Source organism: Acidobacteriota bacterium (assembly GCA_009861545.1).
In the GTDB taxonomy this organism is placed as follows: Bacteria; Acidobacteriota; Vicinamibacteria; order Vicinamibacterales; family UBA8438; genus WTFV01.
The window spans coordinates 14,552-40,842 of the sequence record VXME01000077.1; the positions used below are offsets into that span (position 1 = coordinate 14,552).

Annotated in this window: 19 protein-coding genes; 3 read left to right on the plus strand and 16 right to left on the minus strand. The window is 67.4% G+C overall.

Going from position 1 to position 26,291, the window contains the following annotated elements:
• Positions 1 to 3 precede the first annotated feature (3 nt).
• The 10 genes from F4X11_12970 to F4X11_13015 all read right to left on the minus strand — a co-directional run bounded on the left by F4X11_12970 (position 4) and on the right by F4X11_13015 (position 11,887).
• A complete protein-coding gene (locus F4X11_12970) occupies positions 4 to 1,650 on the minus strand; it encodes a glycerol-3-phosphate dehydrogenase/oxidase (protein ID MYN65924.1) in 1,647 nt (548 codons plus the stop codon).
• Positions 1,626 to 2,762 carry a radical SAM protein gene (locus F4X11_12975; GenBank protein MYN65925.1) on the minus strand — a complete coding sequence of 379 codons (1,137 nt, stop codon included), beginning with the start codon at positions 2,760 to 2,762 and terminating at the stop codon, positions 1,626 to 1,628. The genes F4X11_12970 and F4X11_12975 overlap by 25 nt, the downstream gene beginning before the upstream one ends.
• A gap of 10 nt (positions 2,763 to 2,772) precedes the next feature.
• On the minus strand, positions 2,773 to 3,759 hold the full coding sequence (locus F4X11_12980; GenBank protein MYN65926.1) for an NAD-dependent epimerase/dehydratase family protein: 987 nt from the start codon (positions 3,757 to 3,759) through the stop codon (positions 2,773 to 2,775).
• A complete protein-coding gene (locus F4X11_12985) occupies positions 3,756 to 4,979 on the minus strand; it encodes a glycosyltransferase family 4 protein (GenBank protein MYN65927.1) in 1,224 nt (407 codons plus the stop codon). The genes F4X11_12980 and F4X11_12985 overlap by 4 nt, the downstream gene beginning before the upstream one ends.
• A 57-nt stretch (positions 4,980 to 5,036) precedes the next feature.
• Positions 5,037 to 6,137 (minus strand): polysaccharide deacetylase family protein, encoded by a 1,101-nt coding sequence (locus tag F4X11_12990; protein ID MYN65928.1) that lies wholly within the window; start codon positions 6,135 to 6,137, stop codon positions 5,037 to 5,039.
• A gap of 207 nt (positions 6,138 to 6,344) precedes the next feature.
• A complete protein-coding gene (locus tag F4X11_12995) occupies positions 6,345 to 7,595 on the minus strand; it encodes an oligosaccharide flippase family protein (GenBank protein ID MYN65929.1) in 1,251 nt (416 codons plus the stop codon).
• Positions 7,592 to 8,815, minus strand: a complete 1,224-nt coding sequence (locus F4X11_13000) for a glycosyltransferase family 4 protein (protein MYN65930.1) — start codon at positions 8,813 to 8,815, stop codon at positions 7,592 to 7,594. Before F4X11_13000 ends, F4X11_12995 begins: the two co-directional genes overlap by 4 nt.
• Before the next feature lies 1 nt (position 8,816).
• A complete protein-coding gene (locus F4X11_13005; protein ID MYN65931.1) occupies positions 8,817 to 9,950 on the minus strand; it encodes a glycosyltransferase in 1,134 nt (377 codons plus the stop codon).
• 134 nt (positions 9,951 to 10,084) lie between these two features.
• Entirely contained in the window at positions 10,085 to 10,864 is a 780-nt protein-coding gene (locus F4X11_13010) for a class I SAM-dependent methyltransferase (protein MYN65932.1), read from the minus strand.
• 144 nt (positions 10,865 to 11,008) lie between these two features.
• Positions 11,009 to 11,887 carry a hypothetical protein gene (locus F4X11_13015; GenBank protein ID MYN65933.1) on the minus strand — a complete coding sequence of 293 codons (879 nt, stop codon included), beginning with the start codon at positions 11,885 to 11,887 and terminating at the stop codon, positions 11,009 to 11,011.
• Positions 11,888 to 12,047: 160 nt separating this feature from the next.
• Here F4X11_13015 and F4X11_13020 point away from each other — a divergent pair, with 160 nt between their 5' ends.
• A complete protein-coding gene (locus tag F4X11_13020; protein ID MYN65934.1) occupies positions 12,048 to 14,033 on the plus strand; it encodes a hypothetical protein in 1,986 nt (661 codons plus the stop codon).
• A 74-nt stretch (positions 14,034 to 14,107) separates the two neighbouring features.
• Here F4X11_13020 and F4X11_13025 read toward each other — a convergent pair whose 3' ends face one another.
• The 3 genes from F4X11_13025 to F4X11_13035 form a co-directional block, all read right to left on the minus strand.
• Positions 14,108 to 15,370, minus strand: coding sequence for a flippase (locus F4X11_13025; GenBank protein MYN65935.1), 1,263 nt, complete (start codon positions 15,368 to 15,370; stop codon positions 14,108 to 14,110).
• A 36-nt stretch (positions 15,371 to 15,406) separates the two neighbouring features.
• Positions 15,407 to 16,291 (minus strand): prenyltransferase, encoded by an 885-nt coding sequence (locus F4X11_13030; GenBank protein MYN65936.1) that lies wholly within the window; start codon positions 16,289 to 16,291, stop codon positions 15,407 to 15,409.
• 259 nt (positions 16,292 to 16,550) lie between these two features.
• Positions 16,551 to 18,557 carry a hypothetical protein gene (locus F4X11_13035; protein MYN65937.1) on the minus strand — a complete coding sequence of 669 codons (2,007 nt, stop codon included), beginning with the start codon at positions 18,555 to 18,557 and terminating at the stop codon, positions 16,551 to 16,553.
• A gap of 218 nt (positions 18,558 to 18,775) precedes the next feature.
• On the opposite strand from F4X11_13035, the gene F4X11_13040 reads away from it, so the two are divergent.
• Positions 18,776 to 20,581, plus strand: a complete 1,806-nt coding sequence (locus F4X11_13040; GenBank protein MYN65938.1) for a hypothetical protein — start codon at positions 18,776 to 18,778, stop codon at positions 20,579 to 20,581.
• Here F4X11_13040 and F4X11_13045 read toward each other — a convergent pair.
• Genes F4X11_13045 through F4X11_13055 form a run of 3 tightly spaced genes read right to left on the minus strand, consistent with a single transcriptional unit; the run spans position 20,535 to position 23,627 of the window.
• The gene (locus F4X11_13045) at positions 20,535 to 21,455 is read right to left on the minus strand and encodes a hypothetical protein (protein MYN65939.1); all 921 of its coding nucleotides are present in this window, start codon (positions 21,453 to 21,455) and stop codon (positions 20,535 to 20,537) included. The two genes, F4X11_13040 and F4X11_13045, sit on opposite strands and share 47 nt — an antisense overlap.
• A 32-nt stretch (positions 21,456 to 21,487) precedes the next feature.
• The gene (locus F4X11_13050; protein MYN65940.1) at positions 21,488 to 22,945 is read right to left on the minus strand and encodes a glycosyltransferase; all 1,458 of its coding nucleotides are present in this window, start codon (positions 22,943 to 22,945) and stop codon (positions 21,488 to 21,490) included.
• Positions 22,833 to 23,627: an acyltransferase gene (locus tag F4X11_13055; GenBank protein MYN65941.1), complete on the minus strand. Its 795-nt coding sequence runs from the start codon at positions 23,625 to 23,627 to the stop codon at positions 22,833 to 22,835. The genes F4X11_13050 and F4X11_13055 overlap by 113 nt, the downstream gene beginning before the upstream one ends.
• A gap of 185 nt (positions 23,628 to 23,812) precedes the next feature.
• Here F4X11_13055 and F4X11_13060 point away from each other — a divergent pair, with 185 nt between their 5' ends.
• A complete protein-coding gene (locus F4X11_13060) occupies positions 23,813 to 26,260 on the plus strand; it encodes a hypothetical protein (GenBank protein MYN65942.1) in 2,448 nt (815 codons plus the stop codon).
• The last annotated feature ends 31 nt before the right edge of the window (positions 26,261 to 26,291 follow it).

Sequence of the window (26,291 nt, forward strand, 5' to 3'; positions counted from 1 at the left end):
AGGTCACCGATCCGGCTGACCGGGAAGGCGGTACGCGCCGCGAACGTCCGCGATTTCGGTGTCGATACGCTCCTGCGTCCAATCCAACGCTTCTGCCATGATCCCGGCCGCCGAGAACACCGCATCCTCTCCGGGGTAGCCCGCGGAACCCGCTTCGGTACGTCTCAGCAGAGCATCGGCCAGTCTGACCGCCATTTCTTCTCGGACCGCGTACCTGATCTCCCCGGCAGTGACGGCGCACGTGGAGCCGAGCGGCACCCGGTCCGTCTTCGAGGAGGTCAGCATGCCGAGGACCTGCCGGTGTCGGGTTCCGTACGTGCAAGCCAGCCGCCTTCGCGTCTCGGGCGAAATCGGGCCGTCCCCCGGACGCGTGACTTCTTTCATGAAGTCATCCACGTCGGCCGGGATGTCGCCGCCGAGGAGGGGTGTGTCCGCGGTCCGGCAGGGGGCGGCGACGCGCTGCAACTGGCGGACTGCCAGATCGACGGCGCGTTCGGCCGTATCGCGGGCGGTCGTGTAGCGCACGCCGAGCATGCTTATGAGCCCGTGGAGTCCGTCGTGGCGATGATCCACGATCTCGCTGATTGTCCTGCGCCGAACGCCGTCGCCGTTCGGAGACACCGGCAACAGGCCGCGATGGACCAGGCGCAGGTCGCCGAGCTCCAGGGACAGCCCCGGGAACGCCTCGCGGAGGGTTCCGATGAACCGCTCGATCTCGGTCCGATCGAGCGCGAGGCCGTTCGCACTGCCGTCGTAGCTGTCGTAGCTCGTGCCCGCGATGGCGAACTCGCGCCACGGCGCGATGAACAGGAATCGTCCGGCTGCCGGCCCGGCGACCGCATGCGAGCCCCGCAACGGCGACGCCATGACGAAGTTCATCGCCTTGGACAGTCGCCCATCGAGGCGTCCGCGGTCGCACGACGCGAGCCGGCGTGCGAGCTCCGGCGCCCAGGGTCCAGCGGCGTTGAGGACGATGTGGGCGCGAATCTCCAGCGACTCGCCGGTGAGGCGGTCGGATGCGCGAACGCCCTCGACCGTGTTTCCCCGCGTGAGCCCGGCCCTGGCCTCCACGTAGTTGGCGGCAATCGCCCCGTCCTCCACGGCGGACGCGATGAACGAGAAGTGGACCCGGTCGCTGTTGTGCATCTGGTGATCGAACCACTCCATGCCCCCGGTCACGCCGTCGGGATCGATGAGCGGATTGAGATCGAGACACTCGTTGCGGGACAGCAGTCGACTGGGCGGCAGTTGCCTGGAGACCGGGATTCCGTCGTTCCGATCGCGCGCCAGCAGGTCGTTGATCGCGAAATAGAGGCGCAGCAGCGTTCGATTGCGGGTTATCCCGCGGTACGTCGGGACCACGAACGGCAATGGCCGGACCAGATGCGGAACGATGCGGCACAGGGCGCGGCGCTCGCGCACGAACCGGCGCAGCGCGGCGACGTTGCCGGACTGCAGCGCCCGAACCCCGCCGTGCAGTGTCTTTGCGCTGTTGAACGAGGTGCCGCCGCCGAAATCGGCGCGGTCGATGAGGCCGACGCGCAAGCCTCGCAGGGTCGCGTCCCAGGCCGCGATCGCGCCGTATATGCCCCCGCCGATGACGAGCAGGTCGAAGGTGCGGGACGTCAGCGTCGCGAGGTCTCTGCGCACTTCCGCTTCTCGTACGACGCACGGCACAGGAACTTCACGTAGGGTAGGACCTGTTTGATAGCCGCGACGTTGATCTGGCAGGGGCTCACGCAGGTCGGACACCGTTCCCGCCGTATGCGACGCCGGTGAGCCTGACTCGATTCCCGGAAGTAGATGTCGACCGGATCCTCTTCACGCACGTTGCCGACCGATTCGCTGTTCTCGCAGAAGAAGAAGCCGCCGTCCGGATTCAGCATGACGCCCTGGGTCTGGAACGGACACGGCGCCTGCCGGTGATAGCCGTTCGCGATCATGTCGGCATAGTGCAGGTATATGTAGTTCTGACCGTCGAGCAGCGGGTCCGATCGAACCCGGTCGAGGAAGAACTGCCGCATCTTGTTCTCGGCCTCCCCGATCGGCCGGCAGCCGTCCGCCAGGTCGCCGTTTCCGAGCATCGGGTCGGTGACGCGGAACATGTTGAACACGATGTCGAGTCTTCTCCGGCGGGCCCAGGCGAGGATGTTCTCGGCGTCGTCCAGGTTCTCGGAGAAGACGGTCGTCGATACGCCGAGGTTGAAGCGGCGCCGCCTCTGCAGTTCCTGCATCGCGCGGATCGTTTCCTCCGCCTTGTCGAAGCCGCGCGGTACGTCCCGTATGGCGTCGTGCCTTGGGCCGATGCCGTCGATGGCGATGCGGAAGCTGGCGATGACGTCCCGCTCGTGACACAACTCGACGATGTCGGTCAGCATCGGAATCGCCCGGTGGGGCGTGAGGCCGGTCGTGCTCAGGCCGAGTTTCCGCAGGTGCGGCAGCCGGTCGAGAACGACGCGGCAGACGTCGACCAGATCGTCCCGGGTCGTCGGCTCTCCTCCGGACAGGTGGAAGTTCTCCAGACGGGTCCACAACGCCGAGCCGAAGACGCGCTCGATTTCCGCGAGAGTCAGGTCCGGTTGCAGGCCGCCACGCTTCCAGTTTCCGCACATCCGGCACTGCGCGTCGCAGTCGAACGTGCAGTTGAAGATGAGTACGGTGGGTTGAATCGGCCGGAACCGCGCCAGCAGTGCGTCGGCAAGGTCTCTCGGGGCCCCTGCCGCGGCTCGAGCGAGGTACCGCAGCGCGTAGACCTGAGCCACGGGAGGAATGCTACAGCAGCCCTTCCCGTCGATACCAATCGGCCGTGCGCCGCACTCCTTCGACGAGATCGACCGCCGGCTCGAAGCCAAGCTCGCGCCGCGCGCGCGCCGTATCGAACGCGCGGTTCTTGGTGAAGAACTCGACGCGCCGCCGGTAGAGCGGCGGCTCGACCCCCAGCGGCACGCATACGGCTTCGCACACTGCGCCCGCCGCCCAGACCGGCCAGACCGGGAACCGCCAGCGCGGCGGTGGGACGCCGACCTCGTCGGCGACAACTCGAACGAGCTCCGTGAGCGGCGTATGCCGGCGGCCGGCCAGTATGTATGTCCGGCCGGCGGCAACCGGCGCCTCGCCGCAGAGTCGGAATCCCTCGACGAGATCGTCGATGTACGTGAAGTGGTAGCACACCGCGCCGGAACCGAGCATCGGGAAGCGGCGTTTGGCGATACCCCGGAACAGCTTCAGGAATCTGGTGTCGCCGGGGCCGTAGATGCCGGCCGGACGGGCCACCACCACCTCCATGTCTCCCGACGCGCCCACGGACCTGGCCAGGCGTTCAGCTTCCAGCTTCGTTTCCTGGTAGATGTCGCCGGGCGCCAGCGGCGCGTCTTCGTCCGCGGGCGGACGCTCGACGTGCCCGTGGACGCCTACCGTGCTGCAGTGGACGAACCGGGTGACGCCGGCTGCCAGCGCGGCGTCGAGGAGCGCACGGGTGCCGCGCACGTTGACCGCGCGGTAGGCCGCATCCGGCTGACCCGCGTTCCTGTAGGTGGCCGCGATGTGGTAGACCGCGTCGACTCCGTCGCAGGCGCGCGCCAGCGACGCGTCGTCGGCCAGGTCGCCGAGCACGATCTCGACGCCGGCCTGCTCCAGCGCTGCGGCCCGCGGGCGGCTGCGGGGGCGAACGAGCCCGCGAACGGATGCGCCGCGCGTCGCGAGGTAACGGGCGAGATGGCCGCCCGTGAATCCGGTGGCGCCGCTGACCAGGACTCTCATGCGGCTCCCGAATGCGGGGCGCCGACGCTTCCGATGGACGGACGCCGGCGGAGAAGCCGTTCGTACGCGGCCGCGGTACGCGAGAGGTAGGTCTCCCGGCTGTAGCGTGAAGCGGCCAGCAAGCGGGCGGCCGTTGCCAGTCGGCGGCGTTCCTCGGGCCGGTCCATGAGTCTAGCCAGGCCGGCAGCCAGAGCAGGAGCATTCGGAGGCACGAGCGCCGCGGTCGAGTCGCTGAGGACCTGCGTGTGCGTCTGAAGATCCGTCGCCACGATGGGTTTGCCCGACCGCAGGTACGAGTAGATCTTCAAGGGCGTGTTGGTGCCGCTGATGCGTGGCGACACCAGGATGTCGCTGGCGGCCACGAAGCTGGGGATCTCCTGCGGTGGACGCTGGCCCGCGAGCACGAGCGGGCTGCCGGACCGCACCGCCTGCGCACGGGCTCGATCGACCTGCGCGACCGTTCCGCCGACCACGAGGACACGCGCGTCGGGGTGGGAGCGCCGCAGCAGCGCGGCCGCCTCGGTGAGCAGATCGAGTCCCTGGTACGGCTCGAAGGTTCCGGTATAGAGCACCAGCGGCTGGTCGGAGCCCACGCCGTAGCGCGCGCGCATCTCCCGCGCCGGGATCGGCTTGGTCTCCTCCACGTCGCCCCCCATCACGTTCTCGATCAGGAACGCCCGGCGGCCGGCGCCCCGCGCGACGGCGGTCGCCTGCAACTCGGGACAGATCGTGATGATGACCTGCGAGTGCTCGATCATCGAGATCTCGACGCGCTCGAACAGCCGGCGGAGCAGCGCGGAGCGGGTGTATTGGAAATTGGCCAACTGTTGCGGCAGGCTGGAGTGCATGTCGTACAGGTGGGGAATCCCGAGTCGTCTCGCCAGCCACAGCCCGAGAACGCCGGCCTCCTCGTGGGAGTGGATCGCGTCGTAACGGCGGGCGAACGCCAGCCGTGTTGCGGTCACGGCGAGGAGTCCATCGAGGAGCAGCTTCGTGGCCGACGGGCCGACCTTCACGCCCTCCACCAACGGCGGTCGCGCGCAGCGCACGATCCGCAGGTTGCGGAGCGTCACGTCGCGGCCGAACGGATAGGTCACGAGATCGACGGCGTAGCCGAGCTCGCCTAGGGCCTTGATGCGGTGGTACTCGCTGAAGGGCGTTCCCCGAGGCTCGAAGAAGGGCTCGGGGGCGAGCATCAGAATCCTCGCCAGACTGCTCACGTGGCCGCTGACTCTACCATACGGAGGAGAGCGTCGAATCGGAACCGGTACGAGCAGTCACGGGGTTCGGTGCGATCCGCCGCGGACCCGACGAATCCGGCCGGGGGCGACCAGGCGCCGCCGCCGGGGCAGCCACGGGATGAACCTGCCATTGAGTCTCATGAGCCGCCACGGATCGTCTCCCGCACGGACGGCCCGCAGGCCCAGAAGCCGGCTGGAGAAGGCGGTTCGAAAGCCGATCGACCGCGCCGCGCCGTATGCGATGGCGCCCGCGATCTCCCAGGGAAAGCAGAGATGGCGGACGGTCCTGGTTCGAAGTCTGTCGCGCAACACCGCCAGCGCGCGATCCAGGTCCTCGTAGATCGCATCTCGGCGCTCGTTCTCGGTTTCGAAGACACCCCTGTCGTTCGCGTTCACGAGTGCCAGCAGCTCGGCTTGCCAGCCCTTGCGCCGGAAGAACGCCGCACCACCCCGGGCGCGCACGTACGCCGTGCACCGCTCGCGCGCGCCCGTGCCGTCGAAGTGTCGGAGGGCGTCGCTCAAGCGTGATCGCTGCGGGTAGAGAGGCGCACCGAGATCGTCGGGTGCGAGGTAGCCGTCGGCTGCGCGCCGGGAGATCAGCGGTCGGTCGAGCGGATGCCACCTGGCGAAGTCCGGGGTGACGAAACCCTGCGGCTGATCGTGGAAGAAGATCTTCGAATGCGAGTAACCGTGACACTGTACGTCGACGACACCCTCCCGGTGGAGCGCCTGCAACTCGGGCCACGTCACGAAGTCGCCCGCCCGCGCCGGCGGCGGCGGGACCGGGTCGTCGATTGTCGTGCGAACGGCGGCCGCGTCCTCGATCCGTCCCGGGATGGCGAACGTGATTGCCCGGAGTTCGTACCGGCGAAGCAGCGGGACGGCGATGGTCCACAGGCTCGCGTGCGCGTCGTCGAAGCAGATTGCCGCCGTTCGTTCGCCGGGGTGCACGCCGCCGCGCACGAAACGGTCGATTTCCTCGGTGGTTACGGTCCGGTACCCGTGCTCGGCCAGGTATTGCAGCTTCGGCTCGAGCGAGGCCCTCGTCACTTCGTGGAGATGAAACACCGGCAGGAGGCGCCCGATCGGTCCGCCGAAGAGGAAGGCAGGGTAGCGGCCCGTGGCGAGGTCGAGCATGCCTCGCAACGTACCGCCCCGTTCTGCGAATGGCACAAGAGCCGAGGTGCCCACCGCGCTTGACTCACCACGGCCGCGAGCTCCAGGAACGCCGGAGTGCCGTGACGCAAAGTATACCCCTGCGCTGCGCGCGGCAGCCCGGGGTGACGGGTCTCGGGACGCGAATCGTCCGACGGGATCGGACCCCCGCCGAGGTCGTCGGCTCGTCTACCGGGGCGGGGCATGTGTGGGCCAGAGCCGATGGCGGAGCCCCCATCCGAGCAGAGCCGCGCTCAGGGCTTCGCCCGCCACCGTGGCGGCCGCCGCGCCATGCATGCCGTAGCGTGGGATCAGGACGAGATTCATCGCGATGTTCGCCAGACATCCGATGACCGCGATTTGCAGCAGTCGGGAGCCGGCATCGACCGACAGTGCGACCGCGTGCAGGACGAAGAGCGGAAACACGAACACGAACCCGACGCCGAGTATCTGCAACGGCAGTCCCGCCGCTGCGTACTCGGCGCCGAAGAAGACGCCGACCAGGGGGTTGGCCAGGAGAACCGCGCCGATGCACACGGGGACGGCCAGTACGAAGCTCACCCATAGAGCCGTGCACGACAACCTCGCGTGGGCCGCCCGATCGCGGACGAAGTGGCTCGCCAGCCGTGGAATCAGGACCGCATGCAGCACCTGCGGCGCGCTGCTCAGGCCTTCGTAGAGGCGGTACGCCGCGCTGTAGAGCCCCGTTTCCGCGTCGCTGCGGAGAGCCCACAGCATGACGGTGTCGACGTAGCTGTAGAGATAGAACACGACCGCGAACGCCCCGAACGGAAGGGCCTGGAGCTGGAGAGCACGCCACGACGACACGTCGAACGCGAAACGAATTCGCCCGACCTGGCTCGCCGCCAGCATGCAGGCGACGAAGAGCGACAGCATGCGGGCGAACACGAAGCTCGCGGCGAGTCCGAGCAGCCCGAATCCGCCGGTCAGGGCCGCGGATCCGAGCCCCAGGAGAAGCAGGCGGTCGATGACCACCGAGGTGCTGTCGAGTCCGAAGCGTTCGAGCCCCTGGAGCGTGTGTCGGATCGTGAGAAGGTACGATCGCAGGATCGATGCGGCTCCCAGCAGGTAGCAGGCGAATCGCTCGTCGGGCTCCGCGCCCAGGACATGTACCGCCAACAGCAGGGCTATCGAGGCCGCGGCGGCGAGCACCAGTTTCAATCCGAAGGTGTCGGCCAGGAGACGGCGGGCCGCCCGCCTCTCGCGGGCCACTTCACGGGTCGTGATCTCCTTGAGTCCGAAGTCGACGAGAGCCTCGAAGATCATCGCCACCGCGAGTGCAAAGGAGAACTTGCCGTACTCGACGTCTCCGAGCACCCGGCCGGCCAGGATGAGCAGTGCGGCGAGCAGCAGCGTGCTGGCGATCGAACCGCTGGCGCGGGCTGCGTTGCCGACGAGGCTCTGGTTCCGCGGGGTCACGCCGCCTCGCGTCGGAACGCTGCGACGTCGGTCAGGAGCCCGGCGATGCGCGCCGCCATCCGCTCGCCGTCGAAATGACGCTCGGCCGTGGCCCGCGCCGCTCGGCGGAGCGCGACGCGAAGCGCGGTGTCGCCGATCGCGCGCCGCAGCGTTGCAGCCAGATGGTCCGGTCGCCCGGGTTCGCAGAGCAGCGCGTTCTCGCCGTGGTCGAGGTGGTCGGCGATGCCCGCGACCGGCGAGACGACCGGCGCCAGGCCGCACGCCATGGCCTCCGCCACCGCGATGGCGAAGGCCTCGTAGTAGGAAGGAAGCACGAATACGTCGGCCGCCTGCATGACCCTGGCCGGCGTGTCGGTGGCGCCCAGGAACCGCACCCGTTCGGAGAGGCCGTACCGCGCGACCAGCTCCCGGGCCTGGGGGCCGGCATCCAGATGATGGCCCGGCATCTCCGGCCCGGCCAGTGCCAGCACCGCCGACTCGTCGTCGACGCGCCGCCAGGCATCGACGAGATCGAGGACGCCCTTCTCCCGGCTGAGCCGGCCGAGAAACAGGCAGATGATTCGCTCCCGCGGCAGGCCGAGCTCGTCGCGGATCCGCCGTACCGCATCCGTCGCGGCCGGACGGTACCGATCGAGGCGAACGCCGTGGGGCTGGTACACCATTCGCCGCTCCGGTATTCCCGCTGACCGGCCTTCGTTCGAAATCTCTTGCGATATGCAGACGTACGCGTCGGCGGCGCCGTAGACCCGGCGGCCCGTGCTCTTGATGGCCCGTCCCAGTCTTCCCGCCGGATCCAGGGCGGCGCGCGCCAGCATGCCGTCCCAGTGCGTGCAGGACAGTACTCCGGGCGTCGCCGCCTGGAAGACGAGCCGCTTGGAGAGGAGGTGGCGCGCCGTTACCGCCGCGACGCCGACTCCCCGCGGATCGGGGCAGTAGACGACATCGTAGCGATTGCGCAATCGAACCAGTGCCCAGAAGATGAACGGCAGAGCCAGCCATTTCGCCCACTGCCGGCGGCTGCCCGACGGGCGTGTCCGATGCACGGGTACGCCGTCGACCGTTGGCGGCGCGGGTCGATCCATCCCGACGCGCGTGGTTAGCACCAGTGTCTCGTAGCCTCGCTCGTGCATCCAGCGAGCAATGAGGCGCGCGTGCGTTTCCACGCCACCGAGGATCGGCGCGTAGTACGTCGTCAGCACCAGCACCCGTGGACGGCGCATGTCATGTACCCGACGCGTTTCTGCGGCCCGGCGACAGTACCGGCCTGATGGCGCGCCAGTAGGCGCCAAGCATCCGCTCGTACCCGTGCCGCGCCCGGCCGGTCAGGTTCCCGCCGGCCAGATCGGGCCGCACGACCAGCGCGCCGTCCTTCAGCAGCTCCCGGTCGGAACGAACCCGGATGCGCTGGACTCGCGCCCGGTCGGCGGCCAGTGCGGGAAGCAGGCGGCACAGGCCGGCCCACGCTCTGAAGTAGGTGACGGCGTGTCCCTTGGCCGTCAGGACGATCGCCTGCAGCGCTTCGTGAAGCACGAAAGCCGGCAGCAGAACGAGGATCGTACGGACCTCGTAGTTCTTGAGGATCACGTGCCAGCGGTTGCGGATCTGGTAGTAGAAGAGCCACGAGCCGCGCCGGCGGCTGCGGTGGCGAACCCGCGCGCGTGGAGGCTCGACGATTCGGTAGCCGGCCAGCCTGACCCGGTGCGTGAAGTCTCCATCCTCCTTGCCGATGAAGTAGCGCTCGTCGAACAACCCGACTTCGGCCGCGACCGCGCAGTCGATGAGCAGAGCGCAACCCGAGGCTGCGCCGATGTCACGCGTGTCCGTTCCGCGCGCCTCGACCGGTCGATCCAGGTATGGATTGACTGCTTCGCAGATGAAGTGGAACCCGGTGTCCGCGTACTGGATCAGGTCCGGTCGATCCGCGTGAATCACGACGGGGCTGGCGATGGCCGCGCCGGGCGTTTCCGCGGCCCGCCGCAGCAGGTCAATCGTGTCTGCTTCCACCATGACGTCGGCATCAAGCAGCAGCACCCAGGGGGTCGGACACTCGACAATGGCCACGTTGCGGCCCGGACCGGGCCCCCGGTTGGCGTCGAGTCGGCGCTGGTGCACGCCCGGCGCGCTCCGGGAAAGATACGCGGCCGTCTCGTCCGTACTGGCGACGTCGACTACCGTGATTCGCGCTTCGGGGCAGCCCGCCTCCCGTAGCGATTGCAGCGTGTCGGGAAGCGTAGCCGCGGCGTTGTGGGCCACGATCGCGACCGACACGTCGCGCGGAAAATCTGGTCGGTTCACGGTCCGGACGCCTTGCGATGGTTTCGTTCGGGAACCGCCGCGTTGAAGTGTCTCCGGTATGAAGTGGCCTGCGACGAATCAGGGAGCCGGCCGGCCGCCCGAATAATCGTGAGCAATCATAGCCGAACGAGGTGGTGGAGCGCCGCAAGGGGGCGAGGCCGAGCCGGTCGGGGCGCCCCGGCGGTCGAGCGCTGCTATCGCTTGCGGGCGACGACGTAGCAGTCGAAGGGTCGCAACTCGACCTCGTCGGCGCCCAGTCGCACCAGGTGGTCCAGTATCTCGCGGGCATAGGTCAGATAGACCGCGTCAGCGTCCGGGAACCAGGTCCGGGATTGCAGACAGATGGGGTCGAGGTGGACCAGAAAACGGTGCTCGGGCGCGTCGATGGGATGATTCCGGCGGAGAAACCAGGGGTACGCAACCCGGTGCTGGTACAGGTGGAGCGCGGCATCCAGCCATCTGAACGTGCGGATCTTGTCCTTGAAGGGACGCGGGCTGAGACCGTAGTCGAAGGACTTGATCGAAGCGCGTTGGCGAAACGGAGGCGTGAGAACGGCGATGAGTCCACCCGGCCGAACGAGCCGAATCATCTCCTCGAGCAGGAGGTGCGGCCAGCAGAGATGCTCGATGGTGTAGAGGCTGATCGCTGCGTCGAACGAACCGGCGGACAGGGAGGTGCGGTAGAGGGAGCCCGCCACGAACTCGTGGTTCGGCATGCGTTCCCGGTTGCGGTCGATCTGCGGCGTCGACCAGTCCACGCCGGTATAACGGACATCGCGATCTTCCAGGTTGCGGCACGGATGTGCGGTCCCGCACCCGAGGTCGACCACGCGGCTGCCCGGCGGGATGGTCTGCTTGAGCCGCCAGTGTCCGGTCATCTTCGGCGTCCAGGTGGGGTTGGTCCGCTCGGCGGCCTCGAAGTAACCGGCGGCGACGGCGCTGTCGTTGTAGAAGGCTTGCAGCCGCTCGCTCAACGCCTGGAGCTGCGGCTGCGCCTCCGGATCCAGGGCGCTACAGAGCCGCGGGCGGGGTCGCAAACGGCTTGGAAGGGACCAGGACACGGGAGAGGGTTGGGAGGGGACCGCCCGTTCTGGACGCCCGTCCCGAATACCGGCAGGTCAGTTCGGACGCGGCTCGACGTACACATCGAGCAACCGGATACCGAGCTTGCGCGTGTCGAGAGCGCCGGCGTCGAGAGCGGCCGGCTCGAAGGTCCGATCTACCAGCAACTCGACCCGGACGTCGTCGGCTTCGCCGAGATCCGCGGCGGTCATTTCGTACTCCAGTCGCACGGGGCTTTCCGTGTCCAGTGTGACTTTGTCGAACGTGCGCCCGCCGACGGTCAGCGTGAGCTGCTGCGGAGTGTCGAACAGACTCGGACGGCCCTGCAGTTCCAGGAGCAGTGTTGCCGCGCTTCCCGGGTTACGGAAAGAGAGCACCGCGCGGTCGGTGCTCCAGCGCCACGAGGTCTCGTCGAAAAGGTCGAACTCCACCTGGTGCCAGCCCTCGTCGTACATGACGAAGCTGCTCTCGTGCTGCGGCTCCAGAGTCAGGGTGGCTACGCCATAGGCCAACTCGCCGAGGTCGTCGCCCGCGAGAGCGAGGCGTTCCCCGGAGACGGGGGAAACGAGGCCGATCGCGACGGTCGCCGGACCGACGTACGGATAGGCCGGCACCCTGACGTTCTGCGTGTACCGGATCGACTCCCCGGGCCGCCATGCCGTCGTCGGTACCGGGGGATCGTGCTCGGTGGTCCAGAGCAGGACCTCGTTCTGGTCCAGCATCTGGAGAAACACCTGATAGTCCTCGCCCAGCGGCTCGAGGGTCGGTGCGAGATCGAACTGGATGGTTGCCTCGATCGAGGCGCCCAGCGGGACGGTGTGCCGGTCCAGCGCAACCCTTGCGACGCCGACGGGCTCGGGAGGGGGAGCGCAGCCGCTCGTCAACACCAGCGCCGCCAGCACCGCCACGGCATCCAGCGCGACCGCACGGCGCATACTCCCACTCATGCGCACGGAGTCTACTGCGTCTCGGCGAGCCGATGCAACGGGAGACGGTGAGCCGGCGCCCTGCTTTCACTCCGGCTTCGCTGCGGCCGGGGTCGGGACGCACCGCGCTGCACACCGGCCGCCTGCGCCCGCGGACGCTGAGTCCGCGGTGGTAGAATCCGCATTTATCGGCAAGGCCGGAGCCGTGGTGCTCGTGGGCTTCGATGACTGCCGCGCCGTCGTCTTCATGCCGTCCGCCGCATGCAGGGGCTGGAATCCCGATGAGAGCAGTCAAGTGACGGGGCACTCCGAATCGTCGTCGGGCGGGATTCGGTCCCGGCGCCTGCGCCGCGCCGTCGAGCCCGGGCTGCTGTTGATACTCGCCATCTCCGTCGCGGGTACCGCGGCGGCCCTCTCGCTGGACGTCGTCGGCGCACTGGGGAGCGTCAAGGGAGATGAAGCCACCTACGTGATGATGGCCCTGAGCGCCGCTCATGACGGCGACATGGTGTACGAGTCGACGGACTTGAGCCGGTTCTACCGGTTGTATCAAGGCGGGCCGGAGGGTCTCTTTCTAAAGCGCGAGGCGGGGCCGGGGGCGCCCGGGCAACTTTTCTTCGCGAAGGCCTGGCTTCACGCCGTCGTGGCGGCGCCGTTCGTCCGGGTGCTCGGGCTCAACGGTCTGCTGGTGCTGAACGTCTGGCTGCTGGCCGGCGCGGCGGTGGCCGGATACCTCTTCGTTGCCGCGCGCTCGCCGGACGGTGTGGCGTGCGCGTTCTCGTTGGCGTTTCTCTGCGCGTCGATTACGCCGATCTACGTCGTCTGGCTGTCACCGGAGATGCTCAACTTCGCGCTGGTCGTGTACGCGTACTTCTTCTGGCTCTACAAGGAGGTGGCGCCGCCGGAACGCCTCCCCCAATCGCGGTGGCTGGCCGGTTCGCGGTCGGACCTGATCGCCGCCGTGCTGCTGGGGCTGGCGACGTTCTCCAAGCCGCCCAATCTGGCCCTGTTCGCCCCGCTGGTCGCGCTCTACTGGTGGCGCGGACGGTACGTTCCCGGTCTGCTGGTGGCGGGAGTCTTCGGGCTGGTGGCGGCCGGGGCGTTCGGCGTCAACACGCTCATGACCGGTGAATGGAACTACATGGGCGGCGACCGGCGGACGTTCTATGGCGGCGCGGGCGGATTTCCCTACGAGCACGGCACGGCTTTCGACCAGGCCGGCATCCCGATGACGACCAACGAGGTGACGTTCGACGAGCCGCCGGACAGGATCGAGTCGTGGCTCGTGCTGTTGCGCAACGCCGGCTACTTCCTCGTGGGGAGGCACTTCGGATTCGTGCCGTTCTTCTTTCCGGCGGTGGTGGCCGTCGCGTGCATGCTGTGGCGGCGCCGTTCCATGGCCGCCTGGCACGTCCTGGTCCTCGGGGCTGCCTGCGGCATGGCCGCGGTCCTGCTGTTTCTTCTGCCGCATTCCTGGTCGGGCGGCGGAGGCCCCCTGGGGAATCGCTATTTCCTCAGCGCCTATGGCGTGTTTCTCTTTCTTGCGCCGGTGATGGCCACCATGTGGCCCGCGGTGCTGGCCTGGACGGGCGGCTCGATCTTCGTGGCGCACATTCTGATCAACCCCCTGGTCTCGGCCCGCCAGACCTATGCGCCCACCCAGCAGGGAGTTCTGAGACTGCTGCCGGTCGAACTCACGATGGTAAGCGACCTGCCGGTCAATCTCATCCCGCAGCGGCGGGGCCTTCAGTACGGCGAGAAGCCCGAGATGTTCCTGTATCTGCTCGACGGGCACTCCACTCCTCCCGAGGAGTCCGCGATGTGGATCGAGGGCGGGGCGACGGCCGAAATCATCGTGCGCACCTTCGTGCCGGTGGAAGTCTTTGCGGTCCAACTGTCGTCGCACGTGCCGAACACGGTGGAAGTGTCCATCGGTGGAGCCACGGAGACGGTGCAGGTCGGGGGCGATCTGCCGGTCACGCTCCGCATCGAGCCACGGGCGGTCTACGCCCGCAATTCGTGGTTGCATCTGCTTTCCATCCGGACACGGGACGGCTACGTTCCGCACCTGTCGGAGCTGGACTCCGACGACGAGAGGTATCTGGGTGTGCAGGTGCGCCTCGCGGCGAGAGCGACGGACGCACCCGAGGAATGACACCGGCATGAGGCGGCTCACACCGTCCTTGCGCGGTGCATATCGTATTCCTGCCTGATTGCCCTCACGTGTCCCTACTCGCAGGTCGTCGGGCGGGGAACGCCGGCGGGCGGCCAGACGTGGCGCCGAAGACCCATCGCCAACACGGTCATGCTCAACGCCTCGCCGGCCACGGTGGCCGCGGCGGCGCCGTGCATTCCGAAGCGGGGAATCAACACCAGGTTCAGTGCGATGTTGGCGACGCATCCCGTGACAGCCGTCCGCAGAAGCCAGGCGCCGGCGCCCGCCGAGAGCGCCACCGCATACAGAGCGCAGAGCGGAAGGACGAACACGAAACCGATCGAGAGGAGTTGCAGTACCTGCCCCGCCGGTGCGTACGCTGGTCCGAACAGCAGGATGACCGCCCGTTCGCCCAGGAGGAAGCCCGCCGCCGCGGTTGCGGGCGCGAGCAGGCCACCGGCCAGCAACCCGCGACGCGCCAACCGACCGTGCGCGGCCCGGTTGGTCCCATAGTGGAGCGACAGCCTGGGAATCAGCACGGTTTGCAGCACCTGTCCGACGTTGGCGAGGCCTTCATAGAGCCGATAGGCCGCGTTGTAGAGCCCTGTCTCTTCGTCCCCCCGGATCACGCCGAGCATGACCGTGTCGGCGTAGCTGTACAGATGGAGCACGATGATGAAGGCCCCGAACGGCAGGGCCTGACGCTGAAGCGCCAGCCAACGCTCCCGGTCGAACGCCGGGCGAAAGGCTCCGATCTGACCGGCGGCCAGCGCCCAGGCCGCGATCAACGAGATCACGCGAGCGCCGACGAAGGCGACCGCCAACCCGATCAGCCCGAAGCCGCCCGCGAGGACTCCCGCGCCCAGGACCAGCAACAGGGACCGGTCGATGACCACGACGAGGCCGTCCAGGCCGAATCGCTCAATCCCCTGCAGGGTGTACCGAATCGTCAGCACGTAGGATCGGAGAATCGAGGCGGCGCCAAGCAGATAACACGCCAGCCGGACGTCCGCCTCCGGACGCAACAGGTTCGCGGCCACCACCAGGCCGATCGCCGCAGCCAGCGCGAGCGCCAGCTTCAATCCGAAAGTCTGGGCTACCAGCGACTGCGCCGCCTTGCGGTCGCGCGCGACCTTCCGGGTGGTGATTTCCTTCAAGCCGAAGTCCATCACCGTCTCGAAGATCATCGCCAGCGCCAGGGCGAAGGAGAACTTGCCGTACTCCTGGTCTCCGAGCAGACGCCCGGCAACGACGAGCAGGACGGCCAGCAGCAGCGTGCTCATCCCCGCGATGCTTGCGCGTGCGGCGTGGCCGATGAGGCCCGTCCCTCGATTCATCCCCGCCACCCTACGCGCCCGCTGGGGCCTGCGCTGCTACTCTCCCCCGGCATCCAGGATCGCGGTGGGTTTGAACAGCTCCCGCAGCCACGGGAGATCGATGTTGAGGGCCAGAAGGCCGACAAGCACGCAGACGACGATGAACGCCATGAAGTAGGGCTCCCGATAGAGCTGTTCCGGATCTCGGGTCGGGCTGTCGCTCCGGAATCCCAGGTGGATGTACCAGGCGATCAGTCCCGCAACGAAGGGCACGATGAGCAGCAACTCGATCCGGTAGCGGATCAGGAAGATTCCAAGGAACAGCCCGAACGCCACGGCACAGAAGATCGCCAGCACGAGCAGGCGCTCTTCCGTGTAGCCGCGAAACGACGCGCGGTAGGCGGCGGCGCGCTCGCGGTCGTCGAGGTGCCGGTACTCCGCGAAGCGTTTCACCGCCATGAAGAAGCCGCCGAGCATCCAGAACGCCAGGGTAATCGACAAGGGCACCGCCAGCGTCGTCCCGGTTGCATACCAACCCATCGCGAGCCGCAACGGGTTGTTGATCGCCTCGACCAGCACGTCGAGGTAGGTTCGGTCCTTGGCCCGGATCGGTCGGACGTTGTATACGAGGCTCATCAGCCACAGGGCAACGATCGTGAGCAGAAACCGTCCCCCGATCAGGGTGGCCATGCCGAACCCTGCGGCGGCGAGGGCCGCCCACTCGGCATAGGCGATCGGCAGGCGCACTCTCCCGGAAGGGATCGGCCGGTTGCGCTTGACCGGATGTCTCGCGTCGGACGGCGCGTCCAGAATGTCGTTGAGCACGTAGTAGCTCGACGCGACGAGACAGGCGGCCACCAACGCCAGCGGGATCCGCCAGGCGAGCGCCGGGTTGCCGAACCCGGCCGTCGCGTTCAGCACCAGCAGGCTTCCCGGCAGCATGAAGACGTTCTTGAACCAGTGGTCGGGTCGCGCCACCTGTACGTACGGCCGGACGGCGGCAGCCAGGCGGTTCCGGACCACGCAGGCCGACGCTTGCGGCGGGTGGGGCGACCATGTCGACGGTCGAGAGCGTTCGGTCGTCACAGCTCCGGATTCGCCTTCAGGAGGCGGCTGACGGCACCGGCAGGAGGCGGCGCGAAGCTGTCCTGCCGCGTGGCGAGGTACTTTTCGGTGAGACCCGGACGCGCATGTTGGCGCGTCAGGCGGAAAGCAGCCCCGCGATCAGCGCGACGATGTCGAGGAAGTACACCGTACACAGCGCGACAACGTTCCCCGTGAACCACGCGGGCAGCCGGCGCCCTGCCGGCGTCGCACGCGCGCGCAACCATTCGCAGCCCTGTGCGAAGCACCACGCGAAGCCCAGAATACAGGGAAACATGTAGATCGTCTTCATGATGCCGAAATCGCGCATGGTGAGTGCATAGACGATCGAGAAGCCGAGAGACCCGAACGCCGCAACGGTCAACAGGAGCGCTCCGGCGGCCGGAACCGCCGGCGCACGGTCCGCCAGCACCATGAGGCTGCGACGGCCCTCGCGCACGAGACCGATCAGCAGCACGGCCGTCGGGGCGAGCCCGAGCACGAGCGCCGCCCGGCCGATCCAGAGAACGATTGCGCTGTCGGATTGCCACGTCGGCGGCCAACTGTCGAAGTGCACGAAATGCAACCGTCCGTACACTTGCGACCACAACGATGTCTGGTGCAGCGGGTAGCCGCTCGCGTCGTAGTTCGTCGGATCGTCGAGGTCGTGCAGCGTCCGGTTCACCAGCGACGGCTCCCGCAGCATGTCGCCGAGACGAAACGTCAAGATGCCGCTCGCGACCGACCGGATGCCGGGCCGGTACGCGGTCGTCTCTTCGAAGAAGTGCGGCAGCGGCGGCGCCTTCATGTTCTGCGCGAACGGCGATTCCGCGTCCCGATAGTTGTCGAGGTACGGACCGAACGCCGCCGCGGAAGAGATGACGGCCCCGACGAACAGCAGTGCGGCGGTCGCCAGCCGCACCCGCGGCCACGCGTCGTGGCTGGTGCGCCGGACCAGCAGCGCCGCGAAAACGCACGCGAGGGCCAGCAGCACCACGAGTCCATTCCCCTTGGACAGCACCGCGAGTGCCGCAAAACCGCTCATCCCGAACAGCGCCCGCCAGGACATGGCGTCGAAGAATCGCACTCCCCAGAACAGGGACAGCGTGCCGAAGAGAATGACGAACATGTCGTTGGTCGCCTGGCTGCCGACGCCGACGAGTCGTGGATTCAGCACCAGGAAGCCGAACGTCATCAGCACGATGGGGGGCGGGAGGCTCGAGCGCCTCAGCCAGCTCCGTGCGACGAGAAGCAGAGCGATGGCTGCCGTGCAGTTGACCAGGTTGGCGATCCGGATCTGGACGTCTCCGCCCTCGGGGATCCACGGTGCCGCCAACCTCAGCAGCCATGCCACTGTCCAGTGATAGAGCTTGGGCTGATAGCCCTGCCAGTCGTCCTTCAGGCCCGGCACCCGGTCTTCGAAGGCGATCGTGCGGATGATCCACATGTGATCGTCGTTCGCCTGCTGGTTGACGAATGACAGAATCAGCCGGAGGGCACAGCCCGTCACGAATACCGCCGCCACGAGCCTGTGACCGCCCGCGCCGTCCGGTGAGGCCGGCGACACCCAGCGGGCCGCGGTTTCCGCCAGCGCCGGGCCCGCTCGACGCGGGTCGGTGAACAGGGAGGAGAGCGCGGCGTGCGGAGACCGCAGGAAAGCCGGCAGCCATAGCCACCCGAGTATCGCCGTCGTCAACGCGAGCACCGCCAGGGTCGCGAACAGTACGACCAGGCCGTTCAGCACTTCGGCGAGCCAGTCGGGTCCCCTGGCATACGGTCCGCGCGGAGCGTCGGTTTCGAAACGAGACCCGGTTCGGTCGACCGCGTCGGTGACCTCGATGGCGGAGTCCTGAACCAGCGCGCGGAGGTTTCCCCGCGAGATGTCCGCCAGGTAGTACTCCCAGGTCCGCCCTCCCAGCGGGTTGCCCCGGGTGAGAGCGTACGCGGTTTCGCGTTCGCTCCTCGTCACCGCGTTCACTTCGGGAGCCCAGCGGACGTGGATGAGGGCCGATCGGTCGCCGAAGACCAGGCGGCGAACCTGAAGGATCCCGGACCCCGCGAGGGCAAGCACCAGGCAACCGACCAGGATGCGGCGCGTACGTTCCCGCGGTCCCTCACCGACCATGCGCAGCAGAATACCAGACGCAAAGTGGAGCTTCTCCCGGTTCACTTCGCGTGCGGCAAGGGTCGGGTTGCCGATCCGTCCATACGCCGGGAAGTGCGGTCGTTGCCCCGGGGTGCGGTCCGGCGGAGAGGCGGCGTTGACCGGTACTTGCCCTTGCTGCGACAATTCGGCGGTTGGCTGCAGAGAAGGTAGCTGCCGTCCGCGACCCTGGCGCCCGAATGCGACGCGGCGTCGATCCGGGACTGCTGGCGATAGGATTTCTGCTGCTGGCAGGGGCCTGCACGGCGCTGACTGTCGATGTCGCGCGGACCGCGTACGGGGTAAAGGGCGACGAGGCCACCTACGTCGCGATGGCGCTCAGCGTGGCCTACGACGGTGACCTGGTCTACGAGTCGCGCGACATCGCCCGCCTGCACGAGGTCTACCAGGGCGGGCCTTCCGGCATCTTCCTGAAGCGCGGCGGCGGCGTCCGCGATCTCCGCGATCGCCTCTATTTCGGGAAGGCGTACATCTACTCCTTCGTAGCCGCACCGTTCGTTCGCATCGCGGGTCTCAACGGCATGCTGCTGTTTCACGTGGTGCTGCTCGCCGGCATGGTCCTGGCGGCCTATTTCTTCCTGGCGGCGCGTTCGCCGCGCGCGGTAGCGATCTTCTCGGCGCTGGCCTTCTTCGGCGTCTCGATCATGCCGCTGCACGCGGTGTTTCTGGGCTCCGAGATATTCAACGCCGCCTGCGTGACGTTCGCGTACTTCTGCTGGTGCTACAAAGAGGTCGCACCGCCGCGGCCGGACCGGTGGACAGCCTGGTTGTGGAGGCCTGAATCGGACGTAGTCGCCGCCGTCCTGCTGGGGCTGGCCACCTTCTCGAAGCCTTCACATGCCCTGCTCGTCGGGCCCTGCGTGCTGCTGGCGGCGGGACGGTGGCGCCTGCGCCACAGCGCGCTCATCGCTGCCGTGTTCGTGGTCGTTGTCGCCGCCAGCTTCGCGACCAATGCAGTCATCAGCGGAGAGCTGAACTACCAGGGGGGAGACCGAAAGATCTTCTACGAAGCGTATCCGTTCGAGCATCCGGGAGCCACCTTCGACAACCGCGGTACCTCGATGACGACCAACGATGTGGACGAGGAGGCATGGCGCGTCGGCTTCCTGTCGCTGATGCCGAGGAACCTCGGGTATTTCCTGGTCGGCCGCCACTTCGGCCTGCTGCCGTTCTTCTTTCCCGGCGTGGTGGTGGTCGCGCTTTTCCTCACGGCGCGGCGAGAGCGTCGTCCGTGGCAGTGGAGCACACTCTGTGTCGTGGCGCTCAGCGTCGTCGTGCTCAGCGGGACCATGCCGTACACCTGGTCGGGAGGGGGCGGACCGGCGGGCAACCGTTACTTTGTCAGCATCTATCCGGCGCTGCTGTTCCTGATGCCGCCGCTGGCGTCTTCTATTCCCGCGATCGTCGCGTGGGCGGGCGGCGCGGTCTTCACCGCGCACATTCTCGTGAATCCTTTCGTCGCGGCCAAGCATCCGTACCTGAGTCCCGAGCGCGGAGTGCTCCGCGTGCTTCCGGTCGAGTTGACGATGGTCGACGATTTGCCCATTGCCCTGCACCCGTCCCGTCATCGCGTAGCATACCGTTCGGATCCCGAACTGTTACTCTCCATGCTCGACCGCAACGTGCATCGCTCGGGCGCGCTCGACTTGTGGGTGGCCGGAAGCAGCCGTACGGACATCGCCCTCAGGAGCGGGCGTTGCCTGTCGTCGATGGAGGTAACGCTCCGCGCGCCGGTCGCGAACCAGGTTACCGTGCGTTTCGGAGGTGACGAAGCGGCGACCGACCTGCGGCCCGGGGTGGAGGCGCGTGTTCTGCTGGAGCCGTCCGGCGTCCTCGTGCGAGGCCTTTGGAGCTATCTGTTGTCGGTTCGAACGAGCACGGGGTTCATTCCAAGCCTCCTTGCCCCGGGCTCACGTGACGACCGCTTCCTCGGCGCGCTCATCGCCCTGACGCCGCACGTCGAAGGCGGCTGCGCTGCGGGTTGAGGCGCACCAGCAACTGGTTCCTGCAGAATCCGATCACCCCGATCGGATCGCCGTAGGGCAACGGTGAGTCGACGCCGCTTCTGAGCAGGCGTTTGAGGCCGGCGGCCGGTCGCGATCTTTCCACCGTTCCATCGATCACGAAACCGTAGCTTCCTGTGCGCCCCGCGTCGAAGCGCAGCGGAAAGGGGTCGCTGCCCGGAAGGATTCGAATGCCGCGTGATTCCGCCACCCGAAAGGGGCGCGGCCGAGGTCCAAGGCGCGTGCGGCCGCCGTTGTCGCCAAGAAAGATCCGGGTCGGTTCGGCCGCCTTCACGAACTCGTCAATCAGGTCGCCGCGCCGCAACCACCACTTCCCGAAGGCCCAGGGAAGCACCACGATGGCGTCCAGGCCGCGCGCAGCAGCGACGGCCGCTCGAAGCGGCCGGCCGTCGTCGGGGCTGGCGTCGCAGCAGAGCGCGAGGACCTCCAGACCCTCGGCGGTGATGACCTGCCGTCCGGCGACCAGCAGCAGCTTCGCGCCGGTGTCGCGCCGGGCCACCAGGCTTTCCGCCTCCCCGGTCGCTTGAATGGTCCAGACGCCGTCGGCGGTCTGTCCGGCCGTGTCGCGAAAACGCCGGAAGTAGTGCATGCCCGCGGATTCGGCGAGCAGCAGCCAACCTGCGTATTCGGTGTTCGACGCATGGGCGCCTGCGGCGCTGCGAAAGTTGGCGAGCGCGCTGTCGAAGAACCGATCTCGATCGAAGTTCGGGTAGTAGTGAACGTGGCCGTCGATCAGAAACGGCCCACTGAGCACGTCGCCGCCGGGTTCCCGCCGCCGCCCTGCCTCGCTGGCGGCGGCGGGGTCGGCTCGAGGGAACCGCCGGTCGGTGACCATGTTTCTACCTGCGCCGGCGGGGGGAAGGCGCGTCACTGCGTCAGCACCGTCCGCTGCGGCGCCGACTCCTGGTCGGAAAGGAAGCTTAGATTCACCCCGGCAAGGCCGCGGGGCGCCGGTTTGCCTCGAGACTCGTGCATTATCCGATAGAGCCGTTCCATCTTTCGCACGAAGGTGGTGATGTCGTAGCGGGCGCCGGTAAGGCGGGCGGCGCAGGCGAGTTCGTCGCGGCGGCCCGGATTGTCGAGCAGCGCCACTACGGCCCGAGCGATGGCCCCGGCATCGCGTTTCGGGACGACGACGGAATCGCGGCCATCTTGCAGGATGTCGGTGAGACCGTCGGCGTCGCTCGCGACGATCGGGCGCCCGGCCGCGAGCGCCTCGAAGGCCGTCAGCGGAGTTCCTTCCCAAAGCGATGGGAAAACGACCAGATCGAATGCCGCGAGCGCCCCGGCCACGTTACGGGTGAAGCCGGTGAAATGGACGCGTTCCGCGACACCGAGCCGCCGGGCCCGCCGTCTGAGGTCGCCGAGCAGTTCTCCCTCTCCCACGATGCAGAAGTGAACGTCCGGATCGCGGTCCAGCACGAGCCTGGCCGCCTCGACGAGGTACCGGTTGCCTTTCGACGGCATCAGTCTGGTGACCGTGCCGACTACCGGGCCGGTGGCCGGCAAGCCCAGCGACGACCGCATCGCCCGCACCTCCTCCGGTGTCCGAGCTCTGCAGAAATCCTCCAGCGGGGCGCCGAGGTAGACGATTCTCGTCCGGTTGCGCGGAACCTGCCGCGCCCCGATGACGAATTCGGCCGTCGAGCGCGACACGGCGATCGCGAGGTCCGTGTAGGGTGCGAGCAGCCGGTCGGCCACCTTCTGGAACCACGGGGTTCCCGTCAGGTTCGCGTGCTCGTGCAGCACGGTGGGGATGCCGCGTCGTGCGGCAGCCAGCCGTCCAAAGGTGGTTGCGCCGTATCCGTGCATATGGACTACGTCGGTCTTGCGCCGGTCGAGCTCCGACAGAAGCGCGGGGAGGGTCAGCGGATCGAACTTCGATCGCGAGAGGTACGTGACGTCGATGCCGTAGTCCTCCAGGCGTTCCTGCGACGTATCGGGCGAGCGCAGGCTGACGAGGCTCACGTTGAATCGCTCGGGGTCGAAGCGCGGGATCATCCAGGTGAACAATCGCTTGACGCCGTGCATCCGTGAGCCGGGCCAGCCGAGGTGATCGCAGACCTGAACGATGTTGAGCGGACGCGGGGTTGCGGTCATCTTCCTTGCGACGGGCGGTCCGGATACGCCGGGCGCTCTTGTCGGGGTGGAACCGGGCTCCGACAAGAATATCGCATGCGACAGGCGCCAGCGCATCTCGGTGCGGGCGGAGTCAAGCCGGTGAGTCGTTTCGCCGGTCGCGAATGATCCGGGCCGGCACACCGGCCGCGACGGCGAATGGCGGAATCCGGGTGCGTACGACGGCGCCGGCCCCGACGATTGCATCGCGTCCGATGGTCACGCCGTCGGCGACGACGACATGCGCGCCCAGCCAGGCGTTGTCCTCTACTTCGATTCCCCGGGCAATGCGTTCCTGATGGAGCACGGGGACGTCGGTGCGATCGTGGGTGTGGTCTCCGCCTACGAGGTAGGTGTACGCGGCCAACAGCGTGTGCTTGCCGAGTCGGACGCGGGCGCCGGAGAATATCTCGCAGTTGAAGCCTATGTTGGCATGGTCGCCGATCTCGATATCGCCGTTCTTGCAACTGAGTATCGTCCCGCGGCCGATGAAGACGCCTGTGCCGATGTCTATGCCGTGGTTGTCGTTCCCCTTTGCGTCCAGGCAGCATCCGTCGTCGATCACGACGTTGTCGCCGATTCGGATCTTGTGCGGATGGCGAAGCACCACGTTACAGCCGAAGGTGACGTTGCGCCCGGTGCGGCCGAGCAGGAGCGGGTACAGCCTGGAGCGCAGGAAGAGTCCGATCGCGCCGGGCAGGGCGCTGCACAGGGTCACGATGGCTTCATACCTGACCAGCGCCCCGACGCCCGGCCGGCCGACGACGAGCTGCGCGTAGCGCGCAGCCCTCGAGCGTCCGGGCTTGAACAGCTCCTGCTGGATCACGGTGATCCGTCGTCCGTCCGCGCCCTCGGGACGCCCGGAAGACGGGGAAATCGAATCGGTCAAGGTCGCCTCCTGTCTGCGAGCCCAGCTTATCAGCGCGGCTCCGGCGCTGGTACTCCGTGCGAATGAAGTGGGGCTTCGATCCGGCCGGAGCCGGCAGCCGGCAGGCCCCGAGGCACTTCACCGGCGCCCGGGCAGGCCTGCCCGTTTGCGGCGCCGCGCGGCCGCATGGTACATTCCGCGCAACCATGCAAAGACTCGCACTCGGGATCGGTCTGACCGCATTCAACACGCTTATGGTCGAGCTTCTCCTCACGCGCGTGTTCGACGTGATTCTGTATCCGAACATCGGCTACATGATCATCACAAGCGCCCTTTTCGCCTTTGGACTCGCTGGAATATATACCACCCTGCGGCCGCTGCCGGACGCCGAACAGGTTCCAACTCGCCTGTGGTGGTTGTCGGTAGGAATGGCAGGGTCGCTGCTCGTCATTCGGCCCGCGCTCAACGCGATTCCCTTCCACTACGATGCGATCGCCGCGCAGCCGCTGTTTCAGTTCGCCTGCTTCCTGGCCGTGTACTTCCTGATAACCATGCCGTTTCTGCTGGCGGGCCTGATCTTCGCTCTCGTGTTCACGACGCACGCCAGACATATACAGGTGCTGTACTTCTGGGATCTCGCGGGGGCGGCGATCGGTTCGGTGGCGCTGGTCCCCTTGCTGCTCCCGATTGGCCCGGGGGGCGGGCTGCTCGTTGCAGCGGGCGTGGCGCTGGCCGCCGCCGTCATGTTCGTCCCGTGGCGACCACGGAGCCTTGTGCCTGCCGCGCTGGCGGCCTTGCTCGTGGTGACCCCGTTCCTGCTCCCCGGCTACCTCGTCTTCGTCGAGCACAAGGCCGATCGGGGGCTGCGAGACGCGCGCGCCCAGGGCCGATCGGAAGTCGTCAGGTGGGATCCGATCTCGAAAGTCGAGGTCATCGACATCGGACCGGTCAAGAACATCATCTATGACGGCGGATCACAGTCCAGCTTCATATATCCGTTCGACGGACAATACCCGCGGCTGCGGCGCGAGCTCGGAATGGCGGCCGAAGGGAACGACGAGGGGGGGTTTCTGCGGAACTTCTGGCAAAGGGGCGTCCTCGCGTCGCACTGGATGCGGGAAGGGAGCGCGCGGCGGGTTCTTGTCATCGGCAGCGCCGCGGGTCAGGAGATACGGGCCGCCCTCGCCTTCGGCGCCGGCGACATAGATGCCGTCGAGCTGGTGGGAGAAGTCATCGATCTGGGACGGAACGAGTACAGCTTCTACAACGGACAGGTGCTGAACCACTTCCAGGTCAACGCGGTGCACGGCGAAGGGCGAGCGTTTCTTCGGGCGGCGGACCAGCCGTACGACATCATCCAGATCTTCAGCAACCATTCGACCTCGAGCGTTGCGGCCGGAGCCGGGGCGATGGACCCGACGTATCTGTTGACCGCCGACGCGTTCGAGGAGTATTTCGAAGGCCTGGGCGGCGACGGTATCCTGCACATAAACCACCATATCTACCCGCGTATAGTCACGACGGCGGCCCTGGGCTGGAAGCGGCTCGGACGGACCGATTTCCGGCGGCACGTCGTCGTGGTCATGAGGTACCCGATCGAGATCGACTCGCTGCCCACGGTGCTGGTCAAGATGACTCCGTGGACGGCGTCGGAGATGCGCCGGCTCAGGGACCTGTACTCGCTGGATCCGGGGCGGGAGGCGCACTATGAAGTCGTGGAAGACCCGCTCGACCCCCGGGGCAGCTATCTGCCGCCGGAGTTCTACTCCGGGGCCCTCCCGGCGGAGATCGTCGAGCAGGCCGGCTACCGGATCGTTCCGACGACCGACGATCGCCCGTATTTCAACTTCATTCGCCGGCGGCTGAGCGGGGCTCCGGTCGACCGGCAGGGCTTCGTCCGCCCGGAGGTCGCATACCTGCTGAACAGCCAGGTCGAACGCGGGGGTGGGATTCCGATGGATGTGGTCCATCTAATCGTGACGGGCGTGGTTTCGCTGGTCTTCGCGTTCGTGTTCATTGGCGTGCCGCTTGCATTCTCGCGGGTGGGGCGCGAGCCATGGCGCGGGAAGGCGAGCACGCTGGTGTATTTCTCGTGTCTCGGGGCCGGATTCATCATCCTGGAGCTGACCTTCATTCAGAAGCTCTGGAAATTCATCGGGTACCCCCTGTACACGTACGCGATAGTGCTGTTCACGCTGCTGCTCGCGGCGGGGTTGGGCAGTCTGTCGTCGCCGCGCCTGCGGGTCCTGCCGACGGAACGTTGGCATCTGCCCTTCGTCGGGACGTTGCTGTACGGAGGGTTCTTCCTGGTCACGCACGAATTCCTTTTCGATGCCGCACTCGGACTGCCGGTGTCGTTACGGATGACGATTGCCGGTCTCTACCTTTTCCCAATCGGGTTCTTCATGGGGATGGCGTTCCCTCTGGGCGTGCTGTGCGTCGAGCGACGTTCACGGGCGGCAGTCGCGTGGGCCTGGGGCATGAACGGACTGTTCACCGTCGTCGGCGGTTTGGCCAGCGTGCTGCTGTCGATCTACCTGGGCTTCACCATCACCGAGGTGATCGCCCTGGGCATCTACGGGGTTGCGCTGCTCGCGCTGTCGCGACTCGTCCCGTCGAAAGGCGGGATTGCCCCACCGCGGGTCTTCCGTTAGCTGCCTTGTCCGGCGGAAGTTCGGATTCTGT

What these genes read in the sequence shown, in the direction of transcription:
- F4X11_13035 (MYN65937.1), bottom strand. Translation starts at nt 18,557, where the DNA reads ATGGTCGGTGAGGGACCGCGGGAACGTACGCGCCGCATCCTGGTCGGT.
- F4X11_13060 (MYN65942.1), top strand. Translation starts at nt 23,813, where the DNA reads ATGCAAAGACTCGCACTCGGGATCGGTCTGACCGCATTCAACACGCTT.
- F4X11_13030 (MYN65936.1), bottom strand. Translation starts at nt 16,291, where the DNA reads ATGCTGCCGGGAAGCCTGCTGGTGCTGAACGCGACGGCCGGGTTCGGC.
- F4X11_13040 (MYN65938.1), top strand. Translation starts at nt 18,776, where the DNA reads ATGCGACGCGGCGTCGATCCGGGACTGCTGGCGATAGGATTTCTGCTG.
- F4X11_13025 (MYN65935.1), bottom strand. Translation starts at nt 15,370, where the DNA reads ATGAATCGAGGGACGGGCCTCATCGGCCACGCCGCACGCGCAAGCATC.
- F4X11_12990 (MYN65928.1), bottom strand. Translation starts at nt 6,137, where the DNA reads ATGCTCGACCTCGCCACGGGCCGCTACCCTGCCTTCCTCTTCGGCGGA.
- F4X11_12980 (MYN65926.1), bottom strand. Translation starts at nt 3,759, where the DNA reads ATGAGAGTCCTGGTCAGCGGCGCCACCGGATTCACGGGCGGCCATCTC.
- F4X11_13000 (MYN65930.1), bottom strand. Translation starts at nt 8,815, where the DNA reads ATGCGCCGTCCACGGGTGCTGGTGCTGACGACGTACTACGCGCCGATC.
- F4X11_13045 (MYN65939.1), bottom strand. Translation starts at nt 21,455, where the DNA reads ATGGTCACCGACCGGCGGTTCCCTCGAGCCGACCCCGCCGCCGCCAGC.
- F4X11_13050 (MYN65940.1), bottom strand. Translation starts at nt 22,945, where the DNA reads ATGCAATCGTCGGGGCCGGCGCCGTCGTACGCACCCGGATTCCGCCAT.
- F4X11_13015 (MYN65933.1), bottom strand. Translation starts at nt 11,887, where the DNA reads ATGCGCCGTGCGGTCGCGCTGGATGCCGTGGCGGTGCTGGCGGCGCTG.